The sequence below is a fragment of the Alcaligenes sp. SMD-FA genome (assembly GCF_025960365.1).
GTDB classification, from domain to species: domain Bacteria; phylum Pseudomonadota; class Gammaproteobacteria; order Burkholderiales; family Burkholderiaceae_B; genus Alcaligenes; species Alcaligenes aquatilis.
Genome location: NZ_CP110108.1, coordinates 125,021 through 148,404, shown reverse-complemented (window position 1 = coordinate 148,404; position 23,384 = coordinate 125,021). Strand labels below are relative to the sequence as shown.

General features: G+C 57.6%; 17 protein-coding genes. 11 read left to right on the top strand and 6 right to left on the bottom strand.

Translation table 11 applies throughout. The annotated features are described in order from the left end of the window. The first annotated feature begins 4 nt into the window (after nt 1–4). Both OKX01_RS00620 and OKX01_RS00615 read left to right on the top strand, forming a co-directional pair. Nucleotides 5–748 (top strand): SPOR domain-containing protein, encoded by a 744-nt coding sequence (locus tag OKX01_RS00620; protein WP_264672286.1) that lies wholly within the window; start codon nt 5–7, stop codon nt 746–748. A gap of 89 nt (nt 749–837) precedes the next feature. Then, nucleotides 838–1,479, top strand: a complete 642-nt coding sequence (locus OKX01_RS00615) for a thiol:disulfide interchange protein DsbA/DsbL (protein WP_094195242.1) — start codon at nt 838–840, stop codon at nt 1,477–1,479. Nucleotides 1,480–1,706: 227 nt separating this feature from the next. On the opposite strand, the gene metC is transcribed toward OKX01_RS00615, so the two are convergent. Both metC and OKX01_RS00605 read right to left on the bottom strand, forming a co-directional pair. After that, nucleotides 1,707–2,903 (bottom strand): cystathionine beta-lyase, encoded by a 1,197-nt coding sequence (gene metC / locus OKX01_RS00610; RefSeq protein ID WP_108727069.1) that lies wholly within the window; start codon nt 2,901–2,903, stop codon nt 1,707–1,709. A gap of 113 nt (nt 2,904–3,016) precedes the next feature. Then, nucleotides 3,017–4,093, bottom strand: coding sequence for an MBL fold metallo-hydrolase (locus OKX01_RS00605; protein ID WP_108727068.1), 1,077 nt, complete (start codon nt 4,091–4,093; stop codon nt 3,017–3,019). A 141-nt stretch (nt 4,094–4,234) separates the two neighbouring features. Between OKX01_RS00605 and OKX01_RS00600 the strand changes: the two genes are divergently transcribed. From OKX01_RS00600 to OKX01_RS00565, 8 genes are all read left to right on the top strand, one after another. Then, nucleotides 4,235–4,627 carry a MerR family transcriptional regulator gene (locus tag OKX01_RS00600; protein WP_094195239.1) on the top strand — a complete coding sequence of 131 codons (393 nt, stop codon included), beginning with the start codon at nt 4,235–4,237 and terminating at the stop codon, nt 4,625–4,627. A gap of 81 nt (nt 4,628–4,708) precedes the next feature. Further along, the gene (locus OKX01_RS00595) at nt 4,709–5,887 is read left to right on the top strand and encodes an isovaleryl-CoA dehydrogenase (RefSeq protein WP_094195238.1); all 1,179 of its coding nucleotides are present in this window, start codon (nt 4,709–4,711) and stop codon (nt 5,885–5,887) included. A 12-nt stretch (nt 5,888–5,899) separates the two neighbouring features. Continuing rightward, the gene (gene aceK, locus OKX01_RS00590; RefSeq protein ID WP_108727066.1) at nt 5,900–7,768 is read left to right on the top strand and encodes a bifunctional isocitrate dehydrogenase kinase/phosphatase; all 1,869 of its coding nucleotides are present in this window, start codon (nt 5,900–5,902) and stop codon (nt 7,766–7,768) included. Next, the gene (locus OKX01_RS00585) at nt 7,761–8,942 is read left to right on the top strand and encodes an acetyl-CoA C-acyltransferase (protein WP_108727065.1); all 1,182 of its coding nucleotides are present in this window, start codon (nt 7,761–7,763) and stop codon (nt 8,940–8,942) included. The genes aceK and OKX01_RS00585 overlap by 8 nt, the downstream gene beginning before the upstream one ends. Nucleotides 8,943–9,014: 72 nt before the next feature. Beyond that, entirely contained in the window at nt 9,015–10,622 is a 1,608-nt protein-coding gene (locus OKX01_RS00580) for a carboxyl transferase domain-containing protein (protein WP_094195235.1), read from the top strand. A gap of 14 nt (nt 10,623–10,636) precedes the next feature. After that, on the top strand, nt 10,637–12,649 hold the full coding sequence (locus OKX01_RS00575) for an acetyl/propionyl/methylcrotonyl-CoA carboxylase subunit alpha (RefSeq protein WP_264672285.1): 2,013 nt from the start codon (nt 10,637–10,639) through the stop codon (nt 12,647–12,649). Nucleotides 12,650–12,759: 110 nt separating this feature from the next. After that, complete coding sequence (gene gluQRS, locus OKX01_RS00570; protein ID WP_264672284.1) at nt 12,760–13,653, top strand: tRNA glutamyl-Q(34) synthetase GluQRS; 894 nt, start codon at nt 12,760–12,762, stop codon at nt 13,651–13,653. Nucleotides 13,654–14,049: 396 nt separating this feature from the next. Next, nucleotides 14,050–14,508 carry a DUF494 family protein gene (locus tag OKX01_RS00565; protein WP_042484796.1) on the top strand — a complete coding sequence of 153 codons (459 nt, stop codon included), beginning with the start codon at nt 14,050–14,052 and terminating at the stop codon, nt 14,506–14,508. Between the two features lie 247 nt (nt 14,509–14,755). Here OKX01_RS00565 and OKX01_RS00560 read toward each other — a convergent pair whose 3' ends face one another. Continuing rightward, nucleotides 14,756–17,371, bottom strand: a complete 2,616-nt coding sequence (locus OKX01_RS00560; protein ID WP_264672283.1) for a GDYXXLXY domain-containing protein — start codon at nt 17,369–17,371, stop codon at nt 14,756–14,758. 113 nt (nt 17,372–17,484) lie between these two features. Between OKX01_RS00560 and OKX01_RS00555 the strand changes: the two genes are divergently transcribed. Then, nucleotides 17,485–20,106, top strand: coding sequence for a DNA topoisomerase III (locus tag OKX01_RS00555; RefSeq protein ID WP_264672282.1), 2,622 nt, complete (start codon nt 17,485–17,487; stop codon nt 20,104–20,106). A 90-nt stretch (nt 20,107–20,196) separates the two neighbouring features. On the opposite strand, the gene OKX01_RS00550 is transcribed toward OKX01_RS00555, so the two are convergent. The 3 genes from OKX01_RS00550 to OKX01_RS00540 all read right to left on the bottom strand — a co-directional run bounded on the left by OKX01_RS00550 (nt 20,197) and on the right by OKX01_RS00540 (nt 23,348). Beyond that, on the bottom strand, nt 20,197–21,369 hold the full coding sequence (locus OKX01_RS00550; RefSeq protein ID WP_264672281.1) for a Fic family protein: 1,173 nt from the start codon (nt 21,367–21,369) through the stop codon (nt 20,197–20,199). Between the two features lie 237 nt (nt 21,370–21,606). Then, nucleotides 21,607–22,041, bottom strand: coding sequence for a CopD family copper resistance protein (locus OKX01_RS00545; protein WP_125277895.1), 435 nt, complete (start codon nt 22,039–22,041; stop codon nt 21,607–21,609). A gap of 29 nt (nt 22,042–22,070) precedes the next feature. Further along, nucleotides 22,071–23,348, bottom strand: a complete 1,278-nt coding sequence (locus OKX01_RS00540; RefSeq protein ID WP_094195229.1) for a TRAP transporter large permease — start codon at nt 23,346–23,348, stop codon at nt 22,071–22,073. Nucleotides 23,349–23,384: the final 36 nt, after the last annotated feature.

Here is a 23,384-nt window from a genome sequence, read left to right as displayed (position 1 = left end):
AGATATGGCAAGAGCACGTAAAAAATCCAGTAGTTCCGGCGGTACCTATACCGGCATTCTGATTGGCCTGATTCTGGGTCTGGGCGCGGCGGTGGCCGTCGCCCTGTTTGTCACCAAAGTACCCATGCCCTTTGTGGACAAGGCCAGCCGGGACAAACCAACCGTTGCCTTGCCTGAAGGGCGAGACTTGCTGGACCCGAACCGGGGTCTGTATGGCAGCTCCAGCGGGCAGACGCCTGCGCCGGGCGACACCATCCCCGGATTGACCTTGCCACCGGCCAATTTGCCCAGCATCTCTTCCAAGCCTGCCGCTCCGGATGCTTTGGGTGATTTGATTGCCACCCTGCCTGCCATGGGTACGGAACCAGCCCGTCAGCCAGAGGCTCGCACTACCGCTCCTGCCGTAACACCACCAGCCACAACACCTGCCGCACCAAGCACTCCGGCACCGGCCGCCAGCAAACCGGCTACACCGACACCTGCTGCGCCCCCGGCGCCCGCCAAGCCAGCCACCACATCCACCCCCTACTACCTGCAAGCAGGTGCATTTCGCAACAATGCGGATGCCGAAGCCATGAAAGCCCGCTTGTTGATGTTGGGTTTTAATGCCTCGGTACAAAGTGCCCAGGTCAATGGCGGCACGGTGAACCGGGTACGCCTGGGTCCCTTCAAGGGCATAGACGAAATGAACCGGGCACGCAGCCGTCTGGCCGAGGAAAAAATTGATAGCTCGGTGGTACGGCCCTGAACAAGTTGCACCCTGGGTAGGCCCAAGGTGAACTTTTCCGCCATTGCACAGGTCATAGACCTCATCTTCCCCCTTAAGGAAATTGATTCATGAAGCTGAACGCATTGTTTGTACGATCCCTGGTCGGTGCCAGTCTGTTGGCTGGGGCGACTTTGTTGCCCGCCACCAGCGCGCTGGCTCAACAAGCCAACCAGGGCTACGTCACCCTGCCTGCGGCTCAGCCCTCGGACAGCGTCGGTAAAACCGAAGTGCTGGAGTTTTTCTCCTACAGCTGCCCACACTGCGCCATCCTGGAACCCAAGGTCGAAACCTGGGCCAAGACCCTGCCAGACAATGTCGTGCTGCGCCGTGTGCCTGTCGCCTTCAATGCCGGCATGACCGATCTGCAAAAGCTGTACTACACCCTGGAAGCCATGGACCGTCTGGACCTGCACCCCAAGGTGTTTGAAGCCATTCATCAAAAGCGTGAGCGCATTTTTGATGCCAAGACCATCACGGCCTGGGCTGCCAAACAAGGCGTAGACAAGGCTCGTTTCGAGCAGACCTTCAACTCCTTTGGCGTACAGACCAAGGCCAATAAAGCCAACGAACTGTCCAACACCTACCAGATCCAGGGCACACCTAGTCTGGCTGTGGGCGGCAAGTTCGTGACTTCGCCGGCACTGGCCAATGGCTACGACGAAAGCATCAGCAAGGCTCAAGAGCTGCTGAAAATGGTCACCAATCGCTAATTGGCGCTCTGGCTGAGCCATACGGCCAAGGGCCCTCAAGACTGGAATTCGTTCCGGTTTTGAGGGCCCTTGGTGTTTCTATATCTGTGATCTATTAGCTGCCGATAGCTCGTCAGTCATTCGATAACAGCGGCTTACAAGAAGGTACGGGATTCCAACGTCATTGCAAGTCTGAGCCAGTTATTAAAGCCAGGGTGCGTCCCTGGCTAGAGCAGTCAGTTAAAGGCCTAAGCCTGCGCCGCCTTTTCAAAAGCCTGTGCCAAGTCTGCACATAAATCCTTGGTCGATTCCAGGCCGATATGCAGGCGCACCAGGCTGTCCTGGCTTTCTTGCCAATAGCTGTGGCCGCTTAAAAATGCGGTATCCACCAGTTGCACCAGGCTTTCGAAACCGCCCCAGGAAAAGCCGATACCAAACAGCGTCAGTGCATCCACAAACACACGAGCCTGCGCATTGTTCAGTCGCAGTTGCACCGACAACATGCCATTAGAGCCGGTGCAGTCGCGTTGCCACAAAGCATGGCCCGGATCTTGGGGCCAAGCCGGGTGATAAATACGGCTAACTTCAGGGCGGCTATCCAGAAACTGACACACGGCCAGCGCATTGGCGGCGCTTTCACGCATACGGATGGGCAGGGTACGTGCACCACGCAAGGCCAACCAGGCATCGTCCGCACTGATGGAAAAGCCCAGCGCATAATGGTTATCGTGCAGGCGTTTGTTAATGGCAGGGTCGGTGGACATGACTGCCCCCAACATCAAGTCAGAGTGGCCTGCCACATACTTGGTCCCAGCTACGATGGACACATCAAAGCCCAACTCCAAGGGACGGTAGATATAGCCCGAGCCCCAGGTGTTGTCGGTAACCAGCAGCAAATTGTGCTGGCGGCCAAACTCCGCCAGGGCGGGCATGTCCAGCATCTGCATCAGCAAGGAACCCGGTGACTCCACGTACACCATGCGAGTGTTGTCCTGCAAATGACGGGCCATTTCCTCGGGGGTCGGGGCGCAGAAGGTAGCCTGTATGCCCATGCGACGCAGCACGGTCTTTTCCAGATAGCGCACCGGGCCGTAAGCACTATCGGCAATCAGCACGTGATCGCCCGAATCCAGCAAGGCCAACAAACCCAAGGTAATGGCCGCCATGCCCGACGGTGCCAGCAAAGCCTGAGTGGCAGACTCCAACTGACAGAACACCTGCTCCAGCGCGGCATGGGTATCCATACCCGAGCGCCCGTAAGTGACCGAGCGTTTTTCAGGATCTGCCTTGTCAGCCTGAGCCCGATCCAGAGCGTCCAGATTACGAAAGCGCACCGTACTGGTGCGCATGATAGGCACGGCCACTGGCGCGGCATCCGTATGCGGATCGAACGGGGCCAGACCCGTGTGTTGCAGGGCAGTATCCAGGGCGAGATCAGAGCTCATAGTGTCGGCAGGCGGTAGCAAGAAAAGCTCTACGCTACCACAGGCCAGCGGGCCCGGTCGCCTATGCCGACAGTTGCTATATTGCCCCCTCTTATTAAGAGGCGCCCCGGTATTCAGATACGCTGAAAACGGTAGACCCCATCCTCGCCCATCTCGCGACGCAAACGATCATCAAAATACAAGGCGTGCAGATGGGCAATGGCCTCGCCCATGGCAAAGGTCATCTGGTGCGAGTCCAGCTTGCGGTGGAACAGCACGGGCAAAATGTCAGCGGCCGTACAAGGCTGGGAGCAGGCTTGCAGTACTTCTTCCAGACGCTCGGCGTGATGCTCCTGCTGCTGACGGATACGTTCGTGCATGCCACGGAAAGGCTTGCCGTGCGAAGGCAGCACCAGGGTGTCCGGGGCCAGATCCTGATAGGACAGCAACGAGTTCAGGTACAAAGGCAAAGGATTGGCAAAGGGCTCGGTATCGAACACGCTGACATTGGTGGAGATACGCGGCAAGAGCATGTCACCAGAGATCAACACCTTCAGTTCTTCACAATACAAAGACATATGCTCGGGAGCATGGCCATAGCCCACGATCAAACGCCAGGGGCGACCGGCAATCACCACACGCTGACCATCCATCAAGCGTACAAAACGCTCGGGCACCGAAGGCACCATGGACGGGTAGTAATCCCCACGGCTGCGAATCTGCTCACGGGCTTTCTCGTCCTGCAGGCCATGACGGACAAAGTGCGCTTCTGCGGCCGCGCCATTCGGGCCACCGGCTTGCGCACCCGTCTGGCGTCCACCTGTACCCGACCACAGCTTGGCAATTGCGTAGTCCGTCATGCTGATCCACAGCGGCGCATTCCAGCGCTGGCACAACCAGTCCGCCAAACCGATGTGATCCGGGTGCATGTGAGTGACGATCACGCGCAGAACGGGCAAGCCTTGAAGCTCATTGTTAAAAACCTGTTCCCACAGCTCGCGTACTTCGGGGCGGGCCACGCCACAGTCCACAATCGTCCAGCCCTCGCGCCCGTCGATCTGGTCGCGCAATAACCACAGATTGATGTGATCCAGCGCAAAGGGCAAAGGCATACGCAGCCAACGCACCCCCGGCGCCACTTCCAGGCTGCCGCCCGCTGGGGGCAGGGTATCTGCCCAGGGATAATTCAATTTTTGTTCGTTAGGATTCATGCTCGCTCCAATAGAATGGCTCTTGTAGGGCGTAAGGGCAGACCATACTAAAAGGCCTAGGGCCTTTTACGGTTAATAGGCCCTGGTTCGCACCCCGGCTCTATGGCATGATAGTTTACGTTTACGTAAATCACACTAAAAATGACAACGACAACCTGGACAATATCGGATCTGGCGCACGAGTTTGGCATCACGCCTCGCACCCTGCGCTTCTATGAAGATCAAGGAATCTTGAGCCCGCTGCGTCAAGGTACACAGCGCATTTATCAGCCCCGTGATCGCGCCCGCCTGAAACTGGCCCTGCGCGGCAAAAGGCTGGGACTGCAGTTATCGGAGATTCTGCGACTGATCAATATGTATGAATCCCCGATGGACACCGCCTCCCAGCTTAAGCATTATCAGGAGGTCCTGACCGAGCACCGCCTGCGTCTGGAGCGACAACGGCAGGATCTGGACCAGACCTTGCAGGAAATTCAGGATCAGCTCGATATCTGTCACACCATGAGCGAACAATTGAAGCTGGAGTCCCGATAAGGGAAAACCCATATATATGACGTTTACGTAAACGTAATATAAATACGATTCCACAACCCATTTATTTCCACGGAGTGTCTCATGAGCCTGCCCGGCCTGAATTTCGATCTTGGCTCCGACCTGGACATGCTGCGCGACGCTGTCGCCGACTTCTCCCAGGCCGAAATTGCCCCCTTAGCGGCTCAACTGGATCACGATGACCAGTTCCCCATGCACTTGTGGAAGAAGTTCGGTGAGATGGGTTTGCTAGGCATGACCGTCAGCGAAGAATACGGTGGTGCCAACCTGGGCTATCTGGCCCACATGATCGCGATGGAAGAAATCTCGCGTGCCAGCGCCTCGGTGGCCCTGTCCTATGGCGCGCACTCCAATCTCTGCGTGAACCAGATCAACCGCAACGGGACAGAGGCCCAGAAGCAGAAATACCTGCCCAAGCTGATCAGCGGCGAGCATGTCGGTGCCCTGGCCATGAGTGAGCCCGGTGCCGGTTCGGACGTCGTCAGCATGAAGTTGCGCGCCGAAAAGAAGGGCGATCGCTACGTACTCAATGGCTCCAAAATGTGGATTACCAACGGCCCGGACGCCGACACCCTGGTGGTGTACGCCAAGACGGATCCGCAAGCCGGTGCGCGCGGCATTACCGCCTTTCTGATCGAAAAAGATTTTGCTGGTTTCTCCGTTGCCCAAAAGCTGGACAAGCTAGGCATGCGCGGCAGCCACACGGGTGAACTGGTGTTCCAGGACTGCGAAGTACCGGAAGAAAACGTACTGGGCCAGCTCAATGGTGGCGTCAAAGTACTGATGTCCGGCCTGGACTACGAACGTGCCGTCCTGGCCGGTGGTCCACTGGGCATCATGCAAGCCGTCATGGACGTCGTGATTCCCTACATTCACGATCGCAAGCAGTTCGGCCAGGCCATTGGCGAATTTCAGCTGATTCAGGGCAAGATGGCCGATATGTACACCACCCTGCAAGCCAGCCGCGCCCTGTGCTATGCCGTGGGCAAGAACCTGGATCGTCTGGGTGCCGGCCACGTGCGTTCCGTGCGTAAAGACTGCGCTGCCGCGATTCTCTACAGCGCGGAAAAAGCCACCTGGATGGCCGGTGAAGGCATCCAGATTCTGGGCGGCAACGGCTACATCAACGAGTTTCCCACAGGCCGTCTGTGGCGCGATGCCAAACTGTACGAGATCGGCGCGGGCACCAGCGAAATCCGCCGCATGCTGATCGGTCGCGAATTGTTCGCCGAAACTGCCTAAAAAGGCACAGGCATGTCCAACCCTGACTTTGGCGAAACGACTGTCATCACCCCGGTTCAGAAACCGGGGATGACCGCTATCCAGGTGGCCCAGACCATGCTCAATGGTTTCAATCGCCACTATGCACTGTTTCGCTACAGCGCCCAGCGCGCCAAGTCTTTGTACGAATCGGGCGACTGGCATGGCATTCAGCAGCTCTCGCGCGAACGTATCGAGTACTACGCGACACGGGTGCGCGAATGCGCGGCCATGCTTAGCCAGAACCTGCGTCTGCATCAGCCTACGCCATCCGATCCGGCCCATCTGGACGATGCCCAGCAGCAATTGTGGTTGCAGGCCAAAGCTGAATTTGTGCGTTTGCTCTCGGGCCACCGTCAGCCCGAATGTGCGGAGACCTTCTTCAACTCCGTCTCCTGCCGTGTGCTGCACCGGCACTACTTTCGCAACGAATTCATTTTCGTGCGCCCAGCCGTTGCCACGGATTACCTGGACGGCGCGCTGCCTTCATATCGCGTCTATTACCCCACCCAAGAGGGTCTGGAAGCCAGTCTGACCAGTATGCTGGCCGACTTCGGTCTGGCTGCCCCCTTTGCCGACCTGCCGCGCGATGTACGCACCTTGGCCCGCATGGCCGTGCGTCAACTATGCCGCCGTCTGCCGCGCGGCTATGGCTCGCGCATTGGCTCGGACTGCCAGATTCAGGTGCTGAACTCCCTGTTCTTTCGCAACAAGGGTGCCTATGTGGTGGGCCGACTGATCAACCAGGGCGAAGTGCTACCGTTCTCCCTGGCCATTTTGCATCGCCCCTCGGGACACTTGTATATAGACGCCTTGTTGCACACCACGGACGACCTGTCCACGCTGTTCAGCTTTACGCGCGCCTATTTCCTGGTCGATATGGAAGCGCCGTCGGCCTATGTGGACTTCCTGTCCAGCCTGCTGCCGCGCAAGCCCAAGGCCGAGCTATACACCGCCATCGGTCTGCAAAAGCAGGGCAAGACCCTGTTCTACCGCGACTTTCTGCATCACCTGTCGCACTCGCACGATCACTTTGATCTGGCTCCCGGTATTGCCGGTATGGTGATGACGGTATTTACCTTGCCGTCCTACCCCTATGTGTTCAAACTGATCCGCGACCGTATTCAAAAGCAGGGCATGGACCATGCCACGGTACGCAGCAAATACCAGTTGGTCAAAAAGCATGATCGTGTCGGACGCATGGCCGACACCTGGGATTACGCCCAGGTTGCCTTACCCAAGGCGCGCTTTTCCGACGCCTTGCTGGAAGAACTGCGCCGCGAAGTGCCCAGCCTGCTGGAAGAGTCCGAGGACACCATCTTGCTGCGTCACGTCTACATTGAACGACGCATGACCCCGCTGAATCTGTATCTGAACAAGGCCAGCGACCCCGCCCTCAATGCCGCTGTCGACCAGTACGGCAAAGCAATCCGCGAGCTGGCTGCTGCCGACATTTTCCCAGGCGATATGCTGTTCAAGAACTTTGGTGTAACCCGCCTGGGCCGCGTCGTCTTCTATGACTACGACGAAATCCAGCACATGCGCGAGATGAACTTTCGCGCCATTCCACCCGCACCGAACGAAGAAGCCGAAATGGCCAGCGAACCCTGGTATCCGATCGGCCCGAACGATGTATTTCCTGAAGAATTCGGCTACTTTCTACTAACCGACCCACGCATTCGCAAAGCCTTCATGGCCCACCATGCCGAACTGCTCGAACCTGAGTGGTGGTCCCAATGTCGCTTGCGGGTAACACAAGGTCGGATCGAAAATATTTTTCCGTACAACAAAGATCGGCAGCTGCACGAGTTTGCCAAACGCGCGCCGGTCTCCTCTTTGCAACCAGGAGTCTTTCATGACTAATTCCGTTGTCATCGTCTCGATCGCCCGCACCCCTATGGGCGGCATGATGGGTAGCCTGTCCGATCTGGCCGCCCACGAACTGGGCGCCGTCGCCATCAAGGCGGCCATGGAGCGTTCGGGCATTCCGGCCGACAAGGTCGATGAAGTGATCATGGGTAATGTGCTGCAAGCCGGTCAGGGCCAGGCCCCCGCGCGCCAGGCTGCCTTGGGCGCCGGTCTACCCCAGGGTGTGGCTTGCACCACCATTCACAAAGTGTGCGGTTCCGGTCTGAAAGCCGCTATGTTTGCCCACGATCTGCTCAAAGCAGGCAGTGTGGACGTGGTGGTGGCTGGCGGTCAGGAAAGCATGAGCAACGCCCCTTATCTGCTGCTTAAAGGCCGCCAGGGCTACCGCTACGGCCATTCCACCGTCTATGACCACATGGCCATGGACGGTCTGGAAGATGCCTACAGCCGTGGCACCGCCATGGGCGTGTTTGCCGAAGACTGCGCCAGCAAATACGAATTCAGCCGCGAAGAGCAAGACGCTTACGCGCTGGAATCGCTGCGCCGCGCTCGCCAAGCCAGCGATGACGGCAGCTTTGAATGGGAAATTGCGCCCGTGACCATTGCGGGTCGCAAGGGTGATGTCGTCATTGCCAAGGACGAAGCCCCTGCCAAAGCCATGCCCGAGAAGATCCCCACGCTGCGTCCCGCTTTCAAGAAAGACGGCACGGTTACCGCTGCCAACGCCTCGTCCATTTCGGACGGCGCCGCCGCCATGGTGATCACCACTGAAGACAAGGCCAAAGAACTGGGCGCAACACCGCTGGCCCGCATTGTGGCTCACACCCAGCACGCTCAGGAACCCGCCTGGTTCACCACCGCACCGGTGGCCGCTATCCAGAAGCTGCTGGATAAAACCGGCTGGAGCGTGGCCGATGTGGACCTGTTCGAGATCAACGAAGCCTTTGCCGTGGTCACCATGGCCGCCATGAAAGAGCTGAACATCCCGCACGACAAGGTCAACATCCACGGTGGCGCCACGGCCCTGGGCCACCCCATCGGTGCATCGGGTGCTCGCCTTTTGGCGACCTTGATCGGCGCCCTGCGCAAGACCGGCGGCAAGCGTGGTATTGCTTCGCTGTGCATTGGCGGTGGCGAAGCGGTCGCCCTGGCCGTCGAGCTGGTTTAAAGCAAGCTCATCAGCCGGGCTGCGGCCCGGCTGATTTTATGGGCTTTTCTCTGTTCTCTTTCCAGGCACGCCATGTCAGTTATTGAATCCCGCATCAATCCGCGTTCCCAAGACTTTCAGGACAACGCCTCGATCATGCAGGCCCTGATCCTTGATCTGCGCCAAAAGCTCCAGAAAACCGCTTTGGGCGGGTCTGAATCCTCCCGGCAACGCCATGTGGGTCGCGGCAAACTGCTGCCCCGCGAACGCGTCGAACGGCTGCTTGATCCCGGTACTCCCTTTCTGGAACTCTCGCCTCTGGCTGCCCAGGACGTCTATAACAACGAGTCTCCCGGCGCGGGCATCATCACGGGCATTGGCCGCATAGCGGGCATTGAATGCGTGGTGGTCTGCAACGACGCCACGGTCAAAGGCGGTACCTACTATCCGCTGACTGTTAAAAAGCATTTGCGTGCCCAGGAAATTGCCCAGCAGAACAATCTGCCTTGCGTATACCTGGTGGACTCGGGCGGAGCCAACCTGCCCAACCAGGAAGACGTATTCCCGGACCGGGACCACTTTGGCCGCATCTTCTACAACCAGGCCAATATGTCGGCCCAGGGGATTGCACAGATCGCCGTGGTGATGGGTTCGTGTACCGCTGGCGGTGCCTATGTTCCGGCCATGAGCGATGAGTCCATTATCGTGCGCGACCAGGGCACCATCTTCCTGGGTGGCCCGCCACTGGTCAAAGCAGCTACAGGTGAAGAAGTCAGCGCCGAAGACTTGGGCGGTGGCGATGTGCACACCCGTCTGTCCGGCGTGGCCGACCATCTGGCCGAGAACGATCTGCATGCGCTGGAATTGGCACGCCGCTGCGTCGGCCGCCTGAACCGCGAGAAAAAACTGCCCTGGCCGCTGAAAGAAGTACGCGAGCCACGTTACGACCCGCAAGAGTTGAACGGCATCATCCCCGCCGATACCCGCAAGCCCTACGATGTGCGCGAAGTGATCGCCCGCATTGTGGATGACTCGGATTTTGATGAATTCAAAGCCCGCTTTGGCACCACGCTGGTGACCGGCTTTGCCCATATCCACGGTATGCCCGTGGGCATCATCGCTAACAACGGCATTCTGTTCTCGGAAGCGGCTCAAAAAGGCGCCCACTTCATTGAACTGTGCTGCCAGCGCAAGACGCCTTTGGTGTTTCTGCAGAACATCACCGGCTTCATGGTGGGCCGCAAGTACGAAAACGAAGGGATTGCCCGCCACGGCGCCAAACTGGTCACCGCCGTATCCACGGCTGCCGTACCCAAGTTCACCGTGATTCTGGGCGGCTCTTTCGGTGCCGGTAACTACGGCATGTGTGGCCGCGCATTCAGCCCGCGCCTGCTGTTTCTCTGGCCCAATGCCCGTATCTCGGTCATGGGTGGTGAGCAAGCTGCCAGCGTGCTGGCGACCGTGCGCCGTGATGGCCTGGAAGCCCGTGGCCAGACCTGGAGTGCCGAGGACGAGGAAGCCTTCAAGGCCCCGATCCGCGAACAATACGAACATGAAGGCCACCCCTACTACGCCACTGCGCGTTTGTGGGATGACGGCATCATCCAGCCTTCGGACACCCGGCGCGTTTTGGCCCTGGGTTTGTCCGCCGCCTTGAACGCCCCTATTGAAGACACCCGCTTTGGCGTGTTCCGCATGTAAGACAAGGAGACACTGTGTTTCAGACCCTGCTGATAGCCAATCGCGGTGAAATTGCCTGCCGGGTGGCCGCCACTGCCCGCAGCCTGGGGCTGCGTACCGTTGCGGTTTACTCCGACGCGGACGCTGACGCCCAGCACGTACGTGCTTGTGATCAAGCCGTGCGCATCGGTGGCCCCGAGCCACGCGACAGTTACTTGAAGATCGACGCCATTCTGGAAGCCGCTCGTGCCACTGGCGCCAATGCCATCCACCCTGGTTATGGTTTTCTGTCCGAGAACGAGCACTTTGCTCGCGCTTGTGAACAAGCCGGCATTATTTTTGTAGGCCCACCCGCTCAAGCCATTGCGGCCATGGGCAGTAAGTCCGCCGCCAAATCCCTGATGGAAAAAGCCGGTGTGCCTTTGGTGCCCGGTTACCACGGCGACAACCAGGACCCCGACTTCCTGCACCAGCAAGCCGACAATATCGGCTACCCCGTGCTGATCAAAGCCAGTGCCGGTGGCGGCGGCAAAGGCATGCGTATTGTGGAAGAATCCGGCGCATTCCTGGAAGCCTTGCGCTCGTGCCAGCGCGAAGCGGCCAGCAGCTTTAGCGACGACCGCGTGCTGATCGAGCGCTACATCACCAAACCACGCCATATCGAAATCCAGGTCTTTGGTGACCAGCATGGTGACTACGTCTACCTGTTCGAGCGCGATTGCTCGGTACAGCGTCGTCACCAGAAAGTGATTGAAGAAGCGCCCGCCCCCGGCATGACGCCCGAGCGTCGCCAGGCCATGGGCGAAGCCGCCATTGCAGCGGCCCGCGCCGTGAACTATGTGGGCGCAGGCACGGTGGAATTCATTGCCGAGCAAGATGGACGTTTCTACTTCATGGAAATGAATACCCGTCTGCAAGTGGAGCACCCCGTCACCGAACTGATTACTGGCCACGACTTGGTGGAATGGCAACTGCGTGTGGCCGATGGCCAGCCTTTGCCGGCCAAGCAGGACGAGCTGAGCATTAATGGCCACGCCATTGAAGTTCGCATTTACGCAGAGAATCCTGATAAGGACTTTCTACCGTCCATCGGTACGCTGCGCAGCTTGCAGTACCCCACCCATGCGTCCTTCACCTCCGGTGAGGTGCGTATCGACAGCGGTGTGCGTGAAGGCAGCGTGATCAGCCCCTTCTACGACCCCATGATCGCCAAGGTCATCACCCATGGTGCTGATCGTGAACAGGCTCGTCGTCGCCTGATTCGCACGCTGGCTGACACTCAGGTGGCCGGTGTACACACCAACAAGACCTTCCTGCAACGTCTGCTGGGCGATGACGCCTTTGCCCAGGCCGATCTGGATACGGGCCTGATCCCACGTCGTCACGATGCGCTGTTCCCCAGCAATCAGGACGTTCCGGCTTCTGTGCTGGCCTTTGCCGCCTGCGCCGTGCTGACTCACCAGGGTCTGAGCGGGCAAGCTCCCAACTCCGACCCGTGGGCCGTGCATGACGGCTGGCGCCTCAGTGGGGACTACGATCAGAAGGTGGCTTTGCAACTGGGTGAACAAGCCCACGACGTGCTGCTGCAACGTCGTGAAAACCAGTGGCAGATCACGCTGGGCGAAGCTCAACACGCGCTGCGCTGGCAAGCCGAGGCAACGGCGGGTCTAGCCCAGACCTTGACCGTACGCCTGTGGCTGGATCAGGTCGAATACCGTGCCCAGGTGCTGCAAGATGGCGACCATCTGCAAGTGGCCCAGGCCGGTTCGGACTGGACCCTGGCCGTGGTCGACACCCTGGCCAGCGCCAGTACCAGCGGCCAGGAAGCGCACGGTGGCCACCTGACCGCTCCCATGCCGGGCAAGATTATTGCCCTGAATGTGGCTGCAGGTGACAGTGTCAAGCAGGGCGATGTGCTGCTGGTCATGGAAGCCATGAAAATGGAGCACTCCATTCAGGCACCTGCCGATGGCACCGTGGCCGAACTGTTCTTTGCGGTGGGCGATCAAGTGCCCGAAGGCGCAGAGCTGGTCACCATGGAGAGCTAAAACCTCTTCTTTCCAGCCCGCGCAAAACGCATTGCCGGGCTAGAAAAATAGGCGTAAAGTCGCATTACCAAGAGCCCCCTTCCAGGGGCTCTTGCCGTTAAGAACGACTCATGACCGCCCAGCTTCTTACCCCCTACTGTGGTCGCTTTGCGCCTAGTCCCAGTGGTCCCTTGCACGAGGGTTCACTGGTTGCGGCCATGGCCAGCTACCTGGATGCACGCGCCCAGAACGGGCGCTGGTTGCTACGCATTGAAGATATAGACACGCCGCGCGTGGTCGCCGGGGCAGACCAGATCATCATGCAGCAACTGCGGGGCCTGGGCATGCACTGGGATGGCGAAGTTCTATGGCAAAGCCAGCGGCTGGCTCGCTATCAGGACGTGTTTGACGGCCTGCGCGAGCGGGATCTGGTCTACGGCTGCACCTGCACCCGTCAGGAGATTCTGGCCGCCTCCATGCCGCTTGCCCCGGATTCGCATGAATATCCCTATGCAGGCACCTGCCGCCACGGCATCCCGGCAGATCGCGCCGTACGAGCCTGGCGGCTACGCGTACCGGAAGGGATGGAACACTTCACGGATCGCTGGGCCGGGCCGCAACAGCAGGACGTAGCCAAAGAAGTAGGGGACTACATTCTTAAACGCGCCGACAAACTCTGGGCATACCAGTTTGTGGTGGTCATTGATGATGCGGACAGCCAGATCACCGATGTCGTGCGTGGCGCAGACTTGCTCAGTTCCACGGCCCGCCAGCGGGTATTGCAAAGAATCCTGGGCCTGCCGCTCCCGCGTACCCTGCACGTACCGCTGGCCTGCGATGAGCAAGGCCGCAAGCTTTCCAAACAGAACCATGCCCCGGCCTTTGATCTGGACCATCCAATGGAAACGCTGCAACGAGTCTGGGCCTTTCTGGGCTTTGCTCCCCTGGTTGCCAACACACTGGGCGAGTTCTGGAGCCAGGCCACCAGCGCCTGGGCACGGCGCTTCCCCTTATCGCTTAGCTAAAATCCAGGTATCCATGCAGCACACTGGATTCTGAGCGCTGATTCCTTGCTGCCTGTTGCCTGCTGCCTGCTGCCTGCTGCCTGCTGCCTGCTGCCTGCTGCCTGCTGCCAACCAGTGTGCCCCTCCGTCGGCTCTCTGTGCCAGCTTATTAGGTTTCAAATAAACGACAGTTTCTGCCCGAACAATCGATTTATGTTTCAATCATAAAGACGCCCCGCCGCACAGGGCGTCTGCCAGAGCAAAACCCGGTAAAAATCGGCCTCACCGCTCACGGCAGAACCCACCCAAGCCCTGAACCCCCCATTTGCCCCCTACCGCAAATCAGCGTAAAGTTTGGTCACTGGTTACCGAATTCACGCAGTTTTTTTAATCACTTAGGACGGCAACCTTATACCCATGTTTGATATCCTGGTTTATCTTTTCGAGACGTATTACAACCCCCAGTCCTGTCCCAAGGCGGAGGTTCTGGCCCACAAATTGGCCGCTATTGGCTTTGAAGACGAGGACATCAACGACGCACTGGGCTGGCTACATGCACTGGGCGAGACCTCGCAACAGTGTCAGCCTACCGCTCAACTCAGTCCCAACAGTCAGCGTATTTTTTCTGAGCACGAACAGAATGTGCTAGGCGCTGACGCGATGGGTTTCATCACCTTTTTGCAAAATTCCGGCGCTCTTACCGCCCACCTGCGCGAAATTCTGATTGAAAGCGCCATGACAGTGGACGAAAGCCCGGTCTCGTTGGACAAAATAAAAATTGTCGCCCTGATGGTTTTGTGGAGCCACGAAGCCGAAATCGATCATCTGATCTTTGAAGAGCTGCTCAGCGACGACTCCACCCGTCAGTCCCACTAAGCTGATACACAGGAACCTATTTTTTGTTCAAGAAACGGCCCCGATAAAGAGGGTCCTTCCACACAAAAAACCAAGGCCCGACTCCGACACTTCATCGGATTCGGGCCTTTTTGATGGGTCTTGCTGTCGCTTGGACGGTGTTTAACCTTCTTTGTGGATACGGCAGACATTCAAGAAAGCCGGATTGTCTTTATTAGATAGGGGCAATCCGACTATAGGCTATTGAGCGCAACTGATCAGATCAGGCTCACTTGATTTCCTTCCTGTCCTTGTCCAGCATCGCGCGCAACAGGCTCTGACCATCCTCGACCACGGCAAACTCGCCGTAGCGGGCGGCATCGAAGCGATCTGCCGAGCCTTCCGCAAAGAACCAGGCATCTGTTCCAGGCGTCCAGTTACTGCGGTGACGGCGCATGCGCAAGCGCATCACATCGGAAGGTTCAGCCACAGGGCCTTCTTCGCTCCACAGGCGCTCCTGGCCGTCCTGCTCCAGATAAACACCCTTGAGCTGCGCCACCTTGTTCTCATCCAGTTGCACCGCCACAACCACCCACTGCTGAGCGTCCATCTTGGCAAGCGCATCCTTGGGCAAGCCCCAGGACAGGGCAGACAAGTTCTGCGACAGGGCAAAGTTCAAGGACATATAGTCGCCCTGCATCAGCGAACGGGGATCCACCGGAGCCAGCTCCAGCAACACCGTCTGACCATCGCTCAAGATACGTTCTTTTTGCACGATAGCGACGTTGGCCACACCCAGCACCAGCACCGTCCCCAACAAAACGCTGGCAAGAATGCCTTTGGGAGCCGCCTGCACCGGCGCGTCGGCCACCACTTTATTGCGACCTAGCTGACCCAGATACGCAAACACCAAGCAGCCTACGCCCGTTGCCAGCAAGAGTTCGGCCTTGTCCAGCAGACTGATGTTCAGGATGTAATACAGACGCCAAAGGCAGAACAGGCCCATTGCCACGGCCACGGCCAACAAGCTGAGATAGCGCCAGGCATAAGCCACCAGAATCCAGCTCAAAGCCAGGGCCACCGGCGGATAGGGTGTCCAGACCGCGCACAAGGCTGCCAGACCCAGCAAGGCAATGCCATAGACCAGAGGCTGGCCACGCCAGCCGCGCCAATAAAACGCCAGTATCGCCAAAGGAGCCATCGCCAGCAAAAAGCCAGCCACGGTCAGGTAAGGCCGCGACTCGTCCCAGAAGGGCATGGAATAAAACAGCGTGCCCGCCAAAACAAGATGAATCTGGGAAGCAAGCAGCAAGGACCAGAACAAGGGCAGCCAGAAATGCGGCTTGCGCTCACCACGCAAATAAAGATGTCCTAACAACAAGGCGGCAAAGAACATGAATGCAGCGGGCATTTCCAGCACCCAATAAGGCATCATGGCCCAGCGATCAAACAAGCGCTCGATCACCAGAAACTCGATCGCGGCCAGTGCCCAGATCACCAGCAACATGCGCAATACGAACTGTCCTTTGGCCAGCCTGTACAGCAAGGTGCTGATCACGACGGCTATCATAGCGCTGACTTCATGTGGCCAGGGGTAACGCATGTCCACAAGCGGCACGCTAAGCAAGAGCACCGCGCACGCAACCCAGCCGCCGACCAGATCCCGGCTGGATACCGTCTGGGCCTTGGCAAACAGCACGGGGGACACCAGAGCCATGATGCCGCCCAGTACACCCAGCGCTTCCAGACTCAAGTCCAGGGAAACAGCCAGGTACAGCAGAATAATCAGTGGTAACAGCAGGTATAGGAACAGCTTGATCACGCGCAGATACCAGGGGTGATGCTCGTCACTGTCCTGAGCGTCAGCGTGAACACTAACCTGTGCGTTGGCCAGAATCTGTGCTGTTGAGGCGGCAGGACTGCTTGCCATTGCTGCGTTTACTGATGCTTGAGTTGCGGCCGCTTCGGTTCCAGCATTTGTCTTGGTCGTGGCGTTGGTCGCTGCTGCATCCGTTGCCAAGACCGTCCCCAAGGTGACATCTGACACCACATCATCTTTAACAGCCAGCGCCTCGCTACCATGAGTCCGTCGCCAATGGACGACCTGTTGCTGCAGGAAGCGCAGCAAGCCCAGACCCAGGCCCACAATCACCACCACGATCAGTAGGAACGCATCGCCTGCATACTCGATAATCAGCATGCTCAAGGAACCATACGCGCCGAACGAGGCCAAGGACATGATCAGCAAATCCGGGCGGCGGTAGTGATAAATACCGTACAGCACCAGGAACAGGACCAGTCCCAGCAGGAAGTTGCCTTCCATGACCTGGGCACCGATGAAAAAGCCCACCGCAATCGCTGCGACACGCGGCACGATGCGCCACGGGTCATGACGCGCACGCCAGATGGTTTCGGCTGCCAGCAACAGCAGCGCATTGACTGCCAGAGCTAGCAAGGTCTGCGAGGTGTAGCTGCGCCCAAACCAGTCCAGACGGGCCACATCTATCCATAGGTAGAAGGCCGTATTGATCAGTACCAGCCACAGCACGGACAGAAAGACACTGCGCACGGTGAATACCCAAGGTATGATCAGCACAGTCCACAATGCGAAAAGCTGCCAAGGGTCTGCGCCAGTCTGATAAGTCTGGCCAATCAGGGCCAGCAAACCGCCCGTGGCCACGGCGGCCAGGCCGGTCAAAGCAGCAGGCACTCCCAGATCATGTCCCCAGCCACCGGAACGTCGGCGAAACAGCAAGGCCAGTCCTGCTGAAATCAGCACGGCACCTTGAGCCAGGGCAAATTTGGCGACATGCCCCCAGTTTTCCCAATTGGCCGCAATCCAGGTCACCAGACCACTGGCAAGCAGCAAAACGGCCAAACCCCAGGCCAGTTTTGTCAGAAACACTCGCCAGTCAGTTGGCCATACGTTAGTCTTGTCAGGTCTCATAACTTGCATAGAGGGATAAGCACCTCGTATCATTTCGCGCATTGCAGCGCAGTTGCTGTCACTGGAATCATATGGATAAAACACTAATCATTGCCGAGAAACCTTCAGTCGCCGTAGATATCTCGCGGGCATTGGGCGGTTTCACTCGAGAAGGTGATTATTTTGAAAGCGATCGCTATGTGCTGGCCTCCAGCATCGGCCATCTGCTGGGCCTGGTTGCCCCTAATGATCCGGTTCGCGGCAAGTGGAGCTTCACACATCTACCTGTTATACCCCCTCAGTTTGAGCTCAACCCAACAGACAAAAAATCGACTGAACGCTTGAAACTGCTGGTCAAGCTCATCAAACGAAAAGATGTCACTGCTGTTATTAATGCCTGTGACGCAGGGCGCGAGGGTGAGCTGATTTTTCGCTACATTATGCAATACGCCGGAGCGAAAAAGCCGGTGCAACGGCTTTGGTTACGTTCGATGACACAATCGGCGATTCGTGAAGCCTTTGAAAACCTGCGTGATGATGAGGACATGAAACCGCTGGAAGCAGCGGCCCGTTCGCGTGCCGAGGCTGACTGGCTGGTGGGCATTAATGGCACTCGTGCCATGACCGCCTTCAACAGCAAGGACGGCGGCTTTTTCAAAACCCCCGTGGGCCGTGTGCAAACCCCCACGCTGGCCATCGTGAACGAGCGCGAGAACCGCATTCGCCAGTTCGTATCACGCGACTACTGGGAAGTACACGCGGACTTTATCGCCGCTGCCGGCCTGTACTCCGGCCGCTGGTTTGACCCCAAATTCACCAAGGACGAACACGACCCCGAGAAGAAAGACTCGCGTCTGTGGTCCCAGGCTGCCGCTCAGACCATTGTGGCTGCCTGCCGCGAGCAGCCCGGTGTGGTCACCGAGGAATCCAAGCCCAGCACGCAGATGTCGCCCGCCTTGTTTGATTTGACCTCGCTGCAACGCGAGGCCAACTCGCGCTTTGGCTTCTCGGCCAAGACCACCTTGTCCTTGGCCCAGACGCTGTACGAACGTCACAAGGCGCTGACCTACCCCCGTACTGATTCGCGCTACCTGCCCGAAGACTATATAAGCACGGTGCAAGAAACCATGCGTGCGCTGGCTGACAGCGGCACGCCTGCCAGTGCTTCGGTGCAGCCGTTTGCGCAGGAAGTGGTCGAACAAAAATGGGTCAAGCCCAACCGTCGGATCTTCGACAACAAAAAGGTGTCGGATCACTTTGCCATCATCCCCACCTTGCAGGTACCCCGGGAGCTGAGCGATGCCGAACACAAGATTTACGAGCTGATCAGCCGTCGCTTCCTGGCCGTGTTCTTTCCGACCGCAGAGTTCCGCGTCACCACACGTATCACGCAGGTGTCGGGACACCATTTCAAGACGGAAGGCAAAGTGCTGGTCAAACCGGGCTGGCTGGCTATTTATGGCCGTGATGCCCAAGGCGAAGACGCGTCCCTGGTACCCGTTGCCGATGGCGAGAAGGTCCGCACTGAAGATGTGAACACCAAGGCACTGGCCACCAAGCCGCCTGCACGCTTTACGGAAGCGACCTTGCTGTCGGCCATGGAAAGCGCGGGCAAGCTCGTCGACGATGAAGCCTTGCGCGAAGCCATGTCCGAGCGCGGTCTGGGTACACCAGCCACTCGTGCCGCCATTATTGAAGGTCTGCTGAACGAAGCCTATCTGCGCCGTGAAGGCCGCGAACTGGTTCCTAGCGCCAAGGCACGTCAACTGATGACTTTGTTGTCCGGTCTGGGCGTTAGCGAACTGACTTCGCCCGAACTGACAGGCGAGTGGGAGCACCAGCTCAAGCAGATCGAGCAACGTCAGTTGGACCGCGACGTGTTCATGCGTGAAATCGCGCAAATGACGCAAGTGATCGTCAAACGTGCGAAAGAGTACGAACGCGACACCGTTCCTGGCGACTACGCAACCTTGCAGACGCCATGCCCTAAATGTGGCGGCGTGGTCAAAGAAAATTACCGTCGTTATGCCTGCACGGCTTGCGATTTCTCTATCGGCAAGCACCCAGGTGGTCGCACCTTTGAGCTGCCTGAAGTCGAAGAGCTGCTGGCCAAGAAAGAACTGGGCCCTCTGCCTGGTTTCATCAGCAAGATGGGGCGCCCCTTTGCGGCACTGTTGCGCATCACCGACGAGTACAAGCTGGAGTTCGACTTCGGCCAGAACGACGACGATGATGACGAAACCCTGGATTTCAGTGGCCAGACCCCGGTCGGTCCCTGCCCCAAGTGCCAGTCCTCCGTCTTTGAGCATGGCTTGCGTTACTTGTGCGAAAAGTCCGTTGGCCCTTCCAAGAGCTGCGACTTCCGTAGCGGCAAGGTGATTTTGCAGCAGGAAATTACCCGCGAGCAGATGGCCAAGTTGCTGGGTGAGGGCAAGACAGACTTGCTGGATGGTTTCGTGTCCTCGCGCACCAACCGCAAGTTCAAAGCCTTCCTGGTGCGTCAGGCCGACGGCAAGATCGGCTTTGAGTTCGAGCCTCGTCCAGAGAAGCCAGGCCGCAAGTCCGCCGCCAAGAAAACGGCGACTAAAGCGGCGGCTAAAAAGACAGCAGCAAAGAAAACAGCAGTGAAGAAAACAGCAGTGAAGAAAACAGCGGCCAAGAAGACGGCAGCCAAGAAAACAGCTGCTAAAAAGACGGCCAACAAGGCGGAGTAAAAAGCTCGGCTTAATTGGAAGAAATGGCCTCCCTTTTTTGGGGGGCCATTTTTTTATACAACGCCATATCGCCTGACAAGATAGCGAGACTTAATCCGGCTTGGTTGCGGCTTCCGGATATAACTCCGGAAACAAGAACTGCAAGCTATCAAGTGGCAAGCCCCAACGCACTGGCCCAGATGCAGTATCACTGACAAGCAAGCCGCTTTTTAACAGCTTCGACATCAAGGAGCGTGCTGTACGCTCGCCTAAACCCGTCATCTGCGCAAACTCCATGCGCTTGAGAGGACCCGCTGCAAACAAATGATAGAGAGGCAAGATAGCCTCTTTACGCACTTCCTTGTCATGAGCGTGGCGAAATATGATGAGCGCCTCAATGCGTCGCTTCATATCATCCAAATCAAGCATACGCCCCATGAACGTCACTTGATCTTGGCAAATACCAAGAAAGAACTCAATCCATTCATTCAAACCGGCAGTGCTCAAATTGCCTCTACCGTCCAAATCCCCACGGCGGGCCGAATCTGCATTATTCAAATGAACGTAATAGTCTTGCGTGGCACGGGCCAGCCCTCGACTGGGCGACCACAAGCCTTCGGATAAAGGCCAAAGAGCACAATGCGTCTGCAAGCGGGCAGAGCGGCCATTACCATCCAAAAAGGGGTGCACCCATGTGACACGGTGGTGCAAGCAGGCGACCAGAATAAGTCGTCGATCCCAAGAATGGCTTTGGTCATAGACCTCGTCCATGCGCTTCATAAAACGGGGTAAAGATGTGGCGACCGGAGGAATGTGTCGGCCAACCTGCACCGTCTCCTCTCGAAGTTTGCCAGGAATAATGACTCGGCCATCTTCGGTAAGCCGGTCCTCCTGAGGCAGTTGCGAGTACAACTTCTCATGAGCGATCAGCAGAAACTCCGAGTTCATCGGAGACACTCCTTGATCAAGCAACTCCTCCAGATCTTTTTCCGCCTGGATATGCGCCAACGCGACGCGCTGTAGTCGAGCAACGTCTGGCTTATCTGAAAACTGCTTGTGTAAAGCATCCTCAATATGGATCGGATGAGTACTTTGTCCCTCAATCCGGTTCGAGTAGTACGAGTTCATGGATCGTACAAGCTCACGAATACTTTCACGCGCGCGCGGGTGAGCCACACCCGCCAAACGGCTTGCATCACGAGCAATATCGGCCGCTTTCTCGATCAAAGCCTGAGGTAAGCTCGCCGGAACAAGAGGGTCGAACTGATGAGGAGAATCATACATTTTTTGCCGCCTTAAATTCCGCTTGCGATCACATCTCAATATATTGATATTAATAGATTTTATATGAATTTTACATTAGTTAATATACGTATATTTGCCGCCTTTTTTTCCGGTCTTTATACCGGCCAGATTTACGGCTGTACATCAATATCAACATAGCAATAGCGCAGCATATGGAAACGCCAATAGAAAGCGGACAGTTGTCAGGTTTTGGCATAGACGACAACAGCCGGAACCTTAAAGCGGCCAATAAAATAAAGCCTTAGCTAGCACCACGATCAACAATACGTGAGCAAGAACACTAAGGTGAATAATCCGTGAGCGCCGCGCCGTCATGGTCTTGCGCCGGCTCATCACCATGACGGACAGGAAGTGTCCAAATACACTTAACGCCAAGGCGATTTTCAAGCCCAAAATCCAGGCACGGGCCCCACCCACCTCAAACAGGGCCCGATGCTGCCAGGCCAGACTCAAACCCGCACCGTAAAGCAATAACAAGACCCAAGGCATGATACGGCGCGCCCGTCGCCCCAAGGCATGCTCGAACTCCCGCATCGATGGCCGGGAGACATGGCGCGCCAGAGGCGACAACATCAGCACCTCGAAAAACACCGTGCCGATGAAAAAAATCGCAGCCAAAAGATGGATCAACAGCAGGAGAAAGTAGCTCATGAACAGTGCTCAGAAAAGCAGACAATTCATTAACGGTACACCAGGTCTCGCGCCCACAAACTGACTTCTGGCACATAGCTGATCAGCATCAAGCAGGCCAAAATAGCCGCCACGAAGGGCAACAGGGGGCGCACCAGTTTTTCCAAGGAAATTCCGGCCACTGAGCAGGCGGCAAACAAGTTCACGCCAAAGGGGGGCGTTATCATTCCCAATGCCAAATTGACCACCATGATGATGCCAAAATGCGCCGGATCAATGCCAAACTGCACGGCCACCGGCAACAAGAGAGGGGCCAGAACCACGATTGAGGCCGAGGTCTCGACAAACATGCCCACCACGAACAAGGCGGCATTTATCCCCATCAAAAACAGCACAGGGCTGCTAAACAACTCCCCCAACCATGTGCCCAAGGCGGCTGGAATGCCGGTGCGATTGAGCAAGAAACCGAATACACCAGCATTGGCAATAATGAACATAATGACCGCCGTGGATACCACGGAACGATGCAGCACCTTGGACAAATCGCTCCACTTCACGCTGCGATAGATCACCATGCTGACGATCAAGGCATAAACGACCGACACGGCTGAGGCCTCGGTCGGCGTGAAAATACCCCCATAGATCCCACCAAGAATGATCACCGGCATCAACAAGGCCAGCCACGCCTGACGAAAGGCCGTCCAGACGCCCAAACGACCCACACCATCTTGCAGGCCCAGTCCATGACGGCGCGCATACAGCCACACGTAAAGCATCAAGGCACCACCGATCAACAAGCCTGGACCAATCCCCGCGACAAACAGCTCGCCCACCGAAGTATCCGTTGAGACGGCAAACAGAATCATGGGAATGGAAGGGGGAATAATCACCCCCAGCTCCGCAGCAGATGCCTGCAAGGACGCCGCAAACGGCGCCGGATAGCCGTGCCGGACCATAGCAGGAATCAAAATCGCCCCCACCGCAAAGGTGGTTGCCACACTGGAGCCGGCCACAGCGGCAAAAATCATGCAGGTCAGCACACAACTGCAGGCCAAGCCACCTTGCACACCACCGACCAGGCTTTTGGCAAACTCGACCATACGGCTGGACATGCCGCTCGATTCCATCAAATTGCCCGCCAGGATGAAGAAAGGCACCGCCACCAGGGGATACTTGTCCAGGGCCGCATACAACTGCTGGGCGATCACCAGAAACGTCATGCGCCCCTCCCACGCCACCCCCGCCATATTGGCCAGCCCCACGGCAATGGCCACGGGCACCGTCAATACAAAAAACAGCAGCATGGACACAAGCATGATCTGGGGCACGATACAGTCTCCGGTCTAAACAGATGCCTGCCTGGC

Excerpts from the sequence above, each read along its gene's own strand:
- OKX01_RS00620 (WP_264672286.1), top strand. The coding sequence starts at position 5 with ATGGCAAGAGCACGTAAAAAATCCAGTAGTTCCGGCGGTACCTATACC.
- OKX01_RS00615 (WP_094195242.1), top strand. The coding sequence starts at position 838 with ATGAAGCTGAACGCATTGTTTGTACGATCCCTGGTCGGTGCCAGTCTG.
- metC (WP_108727069.1), bottom strand. The coding sequence starts at position 2,903 with ATGAGCTCTGATCTCGCCCTGGATACTGCCCTGCAACACACGGGTCTG.
- OKX01_RS00605 (WP_108727068.1), bottom strand. The coding sequence starts at position 4,093 with ATGAATCCTAACGAACAAAAATTGAATTATCCCTGGGCAGATACCCTG.
- OKX01_RS00600 (WP_094195239.1), top strand. The coding sequence starts at position 4,235 with ATGACAACGACAACCTGGACAATATCGGATCTGGCGCACGAGTTTGGC.
- OKX01_RS00595 (WP_094195238.1), top strand. The coding sequence starts at position 4,709 with ATGAGCCTGCCCGGCCTGAATTTCGATCTTGGCTCCGACCTGGACATG.
- aceK (WP_108727066.1), top strand. The coding sequence starts at position 5,900 with ATGTCCAACCCTGACTTTGGCGAAACGACTGTCATCACCCCGGTTCAG.
- OKX01_RS00585 (WP_108727065.1), top strand. The coding sequence starts at position 7,761 with ATGACTAATTCCGTTGTCATCGTCTCGATCGCCCGCACCCCTATGGGC.
- OKX01_RS00580 (WP_094195235.1), top strand. The coding sequence starts at position 9,015 with ATGTCAGTTATTGAATCCCGCATCAATCCGCGTTCCCAAGACTTTCAG.
- gluQRS (WP_264672284.1), top strand. The coding sequence starts at position 12,760 with ATGACCGCCCAGCTTCTTACCCCCTACTGTGGTCGCTTTGCGCCTAGT.
- OKX01_RS00565 (WP_042484796.1), top strand. The coding sequence starts at position 14,050 with ATGTTTGATATCCTGGTTTATCTTTTCGAGACGTATTACAACCCCCAG.
- OKX01_RS00555 (WP_264672282.1), top strand. The coding sequence starts at position 17,485 with ATGGATAAAACACTAATCATTGCCGAGAAACCTTCAGTCGCCGTAGAT.
- OKX01_RS00550 (WP_264672281.1), bottom strand. The coding sequence starts at position 21,369 with ATGTATGATTCTCCTCATCAGTTCGACCCTCTTGTTCCGGCGAGCTTA.
- OKX01_RS00545 (WP_125277895.1), bottom strand. The coding sequence starts at position 22,041 with ATGAGCTACTTTCTCCTGCTGTTGATCCATCTTTTGGCTGCGATTTTT.